The 4,678-nt window shown below is 59.8% G+C and carries 6 protein-coding genes; all 6 read left to right on the plus strand.

The features are described from left to right. Window positions 1-367: proton-conducting transporter transmembrane domain-containing protein (locus tag JCM12296_RS32365; protein WP_281492237.1), on the plus strand; the 367-nt coding region annotated here is incomplete at its 5' end. Window positions 368-413: 46 nt separating this feature from the next. After that, window positions 414-797 carry a CGGC domain-containing protein gene (locus JCM12296_RS32370; RefSeq protein WP_054701783.1) on the plus strand — a complete coding sequence of 128 codons (384 nt, stop codon included), beginning with the start codon at window positions 414-416 and terminating at the stop codon, window positions 795-797. A 142-nt stretch (window positions 798-939) separates the two neighbouring features. Then, entirely contained in the window at window positions 940-1,794 is an 855-nt protein-coding gene (locus JCM12296_RS32375; RefSeq protein ID WP_054701786.1) for a damage-control phosphatase ARMT1 family protein, read from the plus strand. Between the two features lie 425 nt (window positions 1,795-2,219). After that, entirely contained in the window at window positions 2,220-3,326 is a 1,107-nt protein-coding gene (pdhA, locus tag JCM12296_RS32380) for a pyruvate dehydrogenase (acetyl-transferring) E1 component subunit alpha (RefSeq protein ID WP_054701789.1), read from the plus strand. Further along, a complete protein-coding gene (locus JCM12296_RS32385; protein WP_157068105.1) occupies window positions 3,319-4,302 on the plus strand; it encodes an alpha-ketoacid dehydrogenase subunit beta in 984 nt (327 codons plus the stop codon). Before pdhA ends, JCM12296_RS32385 begins: the two co-directional genes overlap by 8 nt. 12 nt (window positions 4,303-4,314) lie before the next feature. Beyond that, on the plus strand, window positions 4,315-4,678 hold a 364-nt coding region (locus JCM12296_RS32390; protein WP_157068106.1), incomplete at its 3' end, for a biotin/lipoyl-containing protein.

A 4,678-nucleotide genomic window follows, 5' to 3' on the forward strand; every position in this document is an offset into this window, starting at 1 on the left:
CGCCGGCCTGCACCAACGGGCCCCGCTGCTGGCCCTGGCCCTGATGATGGCCCTCTTCGGCCTGGGCGGGATTCCACCGACGATCGGCTTTTCGGGCAAGCTTTTCATCTTTGTGGCCGCCATGCAGAAGGGCTATTTGGCCCTGGTGATTATCGCCATGATCAACGTGGTGATTTCCCTCTACTACTACCTGTTGGTGCTCAAAGCAGCCTACCTGGACGCGCCCGCCGCGCCGGCGGCGCCCATTGATCTGAACTTCTCCCACCGCTTGGTGGCTCTGAGCATGATCGTTCTCATCGTCGGCGTGGGGTTTTACCCGGCACCCCTGCTGGACTGGGTCCAGGCCGCGGTGTTACGTTTGCCGTGACGATGGGCGCTCAGTACTTTTCACCCCGTTACGAAGGGAGGCACGGATGACCAAAATCGGATTGATTCGTTGCGAAAAAAATGAGAACCGCTGCCCATTGACCGGATGTCTGACCAGTTTGAAAGGGTGCGCCCAGGGCTTCGCCGGTTATGACGCGGCCGAGATCGCAGGACTTTTTACCTGCCAGTGTCCGGGCAACGATTTGGTCGAAAAAGCGAAAATCCTGAAATCCAAGGGGGCCGAAGCGATCCATTTTTGTACTTGCACGTTTGCCCACAAGGAGTCGAACGCATGGGTGATGGGTGACGGGTTCTGTGATCACCTGGACGACCTCATGGCGCAGGTCGCAACTAGCGCCGGTATCCCTTGCGTCAAGGGTTCGGCTCACCTGCCCGAGGCATATCAGGTGGAAACCGTTGTCCCCGGCTGATATCGTATTCAAGATAATGTTTTTGGGCTGCGTTATCGGTCGTCGCGGTATGGGTTATACAGCTTCCTCCCTCTGGCCTTGCCAAAAACATTATCTTAAACACGATAAAATGCCGACCCTTTCCCTACCGAAGGCGATCTGAATGGAAAGCGCGCTGGATTGCATTGTCTGCTTCGTTCGCCAGGCGCTGGATGCAGCCCGAATGACATCGGCGGATCCATCCGTCCACGAAGGCATTATGCGCGACGTACTCCAGTGGACGAGCAAAATGGACCTGAAAACACCACCGCCGGTTTTTGGGCAACACATCCACCGGCGGTTGCGAACACTTACCGGCAGCCATGATCCGTACCGGGAAATCAAAAAAAAGAGCAATCGCATGGCGCTGGCGCTGCTGCCCGGGCTCCGACAAACGGTCGAGACGGCTGCGGATCCGCTGGTCATGGCGTTGCGGCTGGCCCTGGCCGGTAACGTGATCGATATGGGGGTTAGCAGTTCCATCTCCTCCACCGATCTTCAGAATGCCGTCGACAAGGCCATGACCGAACCGCTGGCGGGCCCCCTGGCAGCCTTCCAGCAGGCACTTCGCAGCGCACACACCATCTTTTACCTGGCCGACAATGCCGGCGAGATCGTTTTCGATCGCCTGCTCATCGAGCAGCTGGGAGCCCAACGGGTCACCGTGGCCGTGCGCGGCGCACCGGTGATCAACGACGCCACGCGCGAGGATGCAACGCAAGCCGGACTCGACAATCTGGTTCCCGTTGTTGACAACGGATCCGACGCGCCCGGTACGTTGCTGGACGATTGCAGCGAGGCGTTCAGGCACCGATTTGATTCCGCGGATCTGATTATTGCCAAGGGCCAAGGCAATTTCGAGAGCCTGAACACGGTGCCCAAAAACATCTTTTTTCTCTTCAAGGTCAAATGCAGCGTTGTTGCCGCGCACGTCGGCCTTCCCCAGGGTGCCCATGTTCTGGCGGTGCCCGGCGCCTGAGTCCCTTCTACCCTTGCCGTGACGATGGCTCGTCAGTGGAACTGGCCGAACTCGATTCCCAACCCGATACATTTCTTGTGGAGGATGCAGGCCGCAGCATCCTTTGGCTACAGTCTCCTGCCAAATTCGTTTCTTTTTCTACTATCCATGCCGCAATTCATGTTCCAACCGTTCTTCCGCTTGCATCCTAGCGGATGGCGCTATGCTACGAATCGTTATGGGTCAAAAAAATGATTGTCGACCGCTGAAAATTGAGACCATCAAAATATTGATGCCGGTGCCTCGCCGATGGGTGAGAAAGTGATTTATTATCAGTATGATATTTGTCGATATGAACGGCATGATTTTGGAATTAATTGGAATTGGGACGTTTCTTGGAAAAAGCCCGCATATTTCCCAACTGAGCAAGGCAAAAGGAGACGCATATGCCACATGAGAAAATCGTTCCTGATGTATCGATCACGTCTCTTGCCATTCTGGATGCCGAGGGCAAGGTCGACAAGGACCTGGAACCGGATATTGACATCCAGACGCTTCTCAAGCTCTACCGCTTCATGGTGTTGGCCCGGCGCTTCGATGAGCGCTTGGTGGCGTTGCAGCGCCAGGGGCGCATCGGCACGTTTCCACCCATCACCGGTCAGGAGGCGGCCCAGTTGGGTGCCGTGGCCGCCATCCGGCCCACCGACTGGCTGGTGCCGTCCTTCAGGGAGACCGCCGCCGAATTGTGGCGCGGCCGGGGGCTCGATAACATCATTATTGCCAACAACGGTCTGAACGAGGGCGGCATCATGCCGGACCACAGCCGGGATTTTCCCGTATCGATTCCGGTGGCATCGCAGATCCCCCATGCGGTCGGCCTGGCCTGGGCCGCCCGATACCGGCAAAGCGACGAAGTGGTGATGGTCTTTTTCGGTGACGGCGCGACCTCGGAGGGGGATTTCCATGAAGCCATGAATTTCGCGGCGGTGTTCCAGGTGCCGGTGATTTTCGTTTGTCAGAATAACCAGTGGGCGATTTCCATCCCCCTGTCGCGGCAGACCCGTTCCGAAACGCTGGCCCAGAAAGCCGTCGCCTATGGCATGCCCGGCATCCAGGTGGACGGCAACGATATTCTGGCCGTTTATGCGGCCGCCGAGGAAGCGGTGGCGCGGGCCCGGTCCGGCGGCGGGCCGACCTTTATCGAATGCGTCACCTATCGTGTGCTGATGCATACGACCGCCGATGACCCCAAGCGGTATCGTTCCGATGAAGCCGTGGACGCCTGGCGCCGTAAGGACCCGCTGATCCGGTTCGAAACCTATCTCCGGGCCAAGGGGGTGCTTGACGAAGCAAAGATTGCCGGTCTGCAGTCCGAAATCGAAGGCGAAATCAAGGCGGCCGTTGACCATGCCGAGGCCCGGATGAAAACCATGGGGGATCCGATGGAGATGTTCGACCATCAGTACGCCGCGATGCCACCAACGCTGAGGCGTCAGAAAGCGATCCTTGAACGTGAGTTGGCCGCCGATGGCCGGGAGGTCGAGCATGAATAAACTTACCATGGTGCAGGCGCTCAACCTGGCCCTGCGGCAGGAGATGGAGGCCGATGACAGCGTTATTGTTCTTGGTGAGGATGTGGGCATGGACGGCGGGGTTTTCCGGGTGACCGATGACCTGATCCACCGGTTCGGAGCATCGCGCGTGGTCGACACCCCCCTGGCCGAGTCGGCCATCGTGGGCATGGCCATCGGTATGGCGGCCTATGGATTGCGGCCGGTCTGCGAAATCCAATTTTCGGGGTTTGCCTACCACAATTTCCATCAGCTGGAAAACCATGCCGCGCGATTGCGCTGGCGCAGCCGTGGCCGCTACCCGGTGCCCATGGTGCTGCGGGCGCCCTACGGTGCCGGCGTCAGGGCCCTCGAACACCACTCGGAAAGCCGAGAGGTATACTGGGCCCACACACCGGGTCTCAAGACCGTGATCCCCTCCGGCCCCCGCAACGCCCGGGCGCTGCTGGTAAGCGCCATCCGCGATCCGGACCCGGTGGTCTTTTACGAGGGCAAGGCGCTCTATCGGGCCTTTCGCGAAGCGGTTCCCGAAGCGGTGGAAACCCTGCCCATCGGCCAGCCGCAGATTGCCCGTGAGGGCAGCGACGTCACGCTGATTGCCTATGGTGCCATGGTCCGTCCCACCCTGGCTGCCGCCGAAGCGCTCGACGTGCAGGAGGGCGTCAAAGCGGAAGTGATCGATTTGTTGACCCTTTCCCCCCTGGACGACAGGCTGCTGGTCGAATCGGTGCGCAAGACCGGGCGGGCCGTGGTGGTGCATGAGGCCCCGCAGAGTTTTGGTCCCGGTGCCGAAATCGTCGCCCGCCTGATGGAAGGTGCGTTTTTCTACCTCGAGGCGCCCATCGAACGGGTGACCGGATTCGACATCGTGGTCCCGCTGTTCAGCCGTGAGAAAAGCTACCTGCCCAGTGTGCCGCGTATTGTCCGGGCAGTCCGCCGGACCCTGGATCAGGGGTAGAAAGGAGAGGGCATGACGCAATCGTTTCGACTTCCCGACCTGGGAGAAGGCATCCACGAAGGCGAAGTGACGGCCGTGTACGTGAAAGCCGGACAGAAGATCAAGGAAGGCGACATTCTGCTGGCCATGGAGACCGATAAGGCAACCGTGGATATTCCCTCCCCGTATACCGGAACCGTTGCCGAGGTGCGGGTGCGCCCCGGCGATACGGTCAAGGTCGGGGCCGTGTTGGTCACCATCGAGGCGGCTGATTCGGCGGCTGGAGAAATCGCTTCCCGTGGGGAAACCGAGGCGCCGGCCGGCAAGTCCAATGAAAGCCGCCCCGCCGAGCGGCAACCACCGGCCAAGGGCCGTCATGAAACGCCGGTGCCGGCCT

The sequence above is a fragment of the Desulfosarcina cetonica JCM 12296 genome (assembly GCF_001311845.1).
Classification (GTDB): domain Bacteria; phylum Desulfobacterota; class Desulfobacteria; order Desulfobacterales; family Desulfosarcinaceae; genus Desulfosarcina; species Desulfosarcina cetonica.